Origin of the sequence: Micromonospora sp. DT4 (assembly GCF_049841675.1) — a bacterium.
GTDB lineage: Bacteria > Actinomycetota > Actinomycetes > Mycobacteriales > Micromonosporaceae > Micromonospora.
On sequence record NZ_JBNCKT010000237.1, the window covers coordinates 1 to 3,072 of the forward strand.

The window sequence follows — 3,072 nt, forward strand, 5'->3', positions numbered from 1 at the left end:
TCTATTTGTCGAGGACCTTCCATCGACGTGTCTCGGCGTGACGTTCCGCCCCCAGCCAGTTACCCGACAGTCTCTGACGGTAGCGCTGCCTGCAGGCGCTTGACCGGCACCGGCTTGGGAAGACGGAACACTGGCGTGACCGAAGTACGGTCCTTGCCGGTCGCGACCTGCTGCGAGCGACGGGCAACACCGATGAGCATCACAGCGTCGACATCGCCAGTGTCGCCGTCGGCGGCACCGATGCCGAGCATAAGCGCACCGGGTTTCGGTCGGCTGTGCCGGTAGAACACGTCCGTGACCCGGGCCGAGTCACGCCGCTGATCCTCGTCGGTCATGACCTCGTCGAGTGCCCAGAGGATCACGTCGCGTGTCGGCATGCGCATAGCTTGCCAGCCGTCTTTGCCTAGGACAGCCCTTGACGATCGTCGAGGTCTCACACCACCGCCCTGACCTGGATCTTGGCCTTCCTGACTTGGAGCGCATGTACACCGCGAGTAACTTGAAGGCTCGGGCAGACCGGGCTCTGCCACCAGCTGGCTGGGATGCTGGCAGCCGGACGGGTCAGACCTCCGTCGCCGCGTTCTCCGCGTCCCCAGGGCTCTGGCCCCTTCGTGCGAGAATCCCGTGGTCAAAGGAGGACTCGTGGTCGATGCGGCAGGATTCGAGCCCGGGCAGAGGATTCACATACCCGGTCGCAACCTGCCCTCGTGGGTGACCGTAGATCTCGCGCAACGCGGTGCGGGCGGAGCTTGGACGCTCTACGTCACGGATGACGCCGGCTCACTCCATAAGGTGTCCCTCACCGGCGAACAAGCCGAAGAGGTCACCTGTCTGGTCGAGGATGGCCGCGCCCCTTCGGCGCGCGTCTTGGCCGGTATGTGGACCCGATGGATGGCCGCAGCCGCTACCAACGCCAAGACGACGCTGCTCGCATCGAGCCCGCTGCGCCCCTACGCTCATCAGGCGAACGCCGTGTACGGAGCGATGCTCCCGCAACCGTTCCTGCGGTTCCTGCTGGCTGATGAGCCCGGGACCGGCAAGACGATCATGGCCGGTCTTTATCTGCGAGAGATGCAGCGACTCGGGTTGATCCGCAGGGCGTTGATCGTCGTGCCGGCAAACCTGGCCAGCAAGTGGCAGGAGGACTTCGATCGGTTCTTCGGCGGGGGCCTGCGCCGAATCACGGCGGACACGGTACGTGAGCATGCGCTCGACACGGGGCACGACCTGTGGGTCGTGTCGCTTGAACTGGCGGCCACGAACGGCGCCGTGCAGGATGCTATCCGCCCGGACAAGGCAGGCTGGGACATCGTCGTGTTCGACGAGGCCCACCGCCTAACTCCGACGGCCACCTCGTTTCACCAGGTCGGGCGCATGCTGGCGAAGAACGCCCCACGTGCGCTGTTGATGACCGCGACTCCGCACCGCGGGTCCGAGTGGCTGTTCCGCCACCTGTTGCACCTGGTAGACCCCGACATCTATCCCGATCCCGGAGACAAGAACGACGAGGGCTTACAGCCATTACGCCCCGGACCAGTGCACTTCCTGCGAAGGATGAAAGAAGACCTCGTCGACTACGACGGGGTGACCCGATTGTTCAAGGGGCGCACGGCAAGCAACTTCCGGGTACCGCTGGGATCCAAGGAGTACTCGATCTACCGGCAGGCGCTGGACATGGTCGACCAGTTCTTCCCTCCCACGGCTCGAACCCTGGCCCGTATGGTGTACGGCAAGCGAGCCGCCTCGACATTGTTCGCGCTCCGGGAGACGCTACGCCGCCGCTCTGCGCATATGGGCGCGAAGACCGAGGCCGAGGCGGTCCTGGACGTCGAGCGGACCTTTGAGGCCGACGACGAGGCCAAGGACGAGGCCAAGGTCGTCCATGCCACGTCACAGGCCAGCCGGGCTGAGCGCGCGGCGATCAAGGACCTGCTCCAGCAGCTGGATGCCATCCTGGCGGACAGCAGCTACGGGCCGTCGAAATGGCGTGACCTGACACGCCTGTGCCTTACGGCAAACGGGATCATCGCGGGCAGCGGCGAGCAAGCGGTTGTGTTCACCGAATACGCAGATTCCGCCGCGTGGATCGTGCAGCGACTTAACGCTGCTGGCTACACCGCCCGCATGTACTCAGGACGGCAGGCACCGGCCGAACGTGATGCCGTGCGGGCCGCGTTCATGCGTCGGGAGTTCCAGGTCATCGTCACCACCGACGCCGGGAACGAGGGCATCGACCTGCAAGCCGCGCACGTGCTGGTGAACTACGACATGCCGTGGTCGCTGGTGCGCCTGGAACAGCGCATGGGCCGTATCCACCGGGTCGGGCAACTACGTGACGTTCTCCTATACAACCTCATCGCCACAGACACCCGTGAGGGTGATGTGCTGCATACGCTGCTGGAGCGGTTTGTGTCCGCCGCCAGTGAGCTCGGCGGGCAGATCTTCGACAGCCTGTCGACCGTCGCGGAGATGACCGGGATGCGGTACGAGCAGTGGCTCACGGATCTCTATGGCGATGATGAGGACAAGAAGGCAGCCGCCGACGCCGCTGTGCGCAAGGTACACACCGCCGATCTCAAGCGGGCCGCGCGCGCCGCCCGAGCCCAAGAGGCCGCGCTCGCCAGTCAGGTCGACGCGATGGCCGCACTCACACTGCTACAACGGGATCTGCTGGACCGGATCAACCCGGCGATCGTCGAGTCATACCTCAACCGGCTCGACCAGGCCCGTCTGCTGCGAGTGCAGCGCACCGCCGCCGGCGAGGGCATCCTGCTGCTGTCCTCCGACAGCCCCCTGCCGCAAGGCTTGGGGGGGCGCCCGCAGGCGCTCGTTGCGACTAGCGGCGAGGCGCTGCGTGACCATAGCGTCAGTGTCGACACGTCGAACGTGCTTGCGCTGGGCCCAGGCGACGCGGCCTTCGGCGATCTCATCGCCCTCGCCGACGAGACCCTCGCCGCCGACATATACCGGGGTGGGGCTGCCGATGACCCCACCAGTCTTAGAGACTGTCGGGTAACTGGACGGCTACGCAGTGAGAAGTCGTTCGGCGTTGATGCGTCGGGCGGCTTCGCG

Annotated in this window: 2 protein-coding genes; one reads left to right on the forward strand and one right to left on the reverse strand. The window is 65.7% G+C overall.

Translation table 11 applies throughout. The annotated features are described in order from the left end of the window. Positions 1-59: 59 nt before the first annotated feature. The gene (locus ACLQ24_RS29160) at positions 60-377 is read right to left on the reverse strand and encodes a hypothetical protein (protein WP_425894949.1); all 318 of its coding nucleotides are present in this window, start codon (positions 375-377) and stop codon (positions 60-62) included. Between the two features lie 334 nt (positions 378-711). On the opposite strand from ACLQ24_RS29160, the gene ACLQ24_RS29165 reads away from it, so the two are divergent. After that, positions 712-3,072, forward strand: a 2,361-nt coding sequence (locus tag ACLQ24_RS29165) for a DEAD/DEAH box helicase (protein ID WP_425894950.1), incomplete at its 3' end; no start/stop codon positions are given.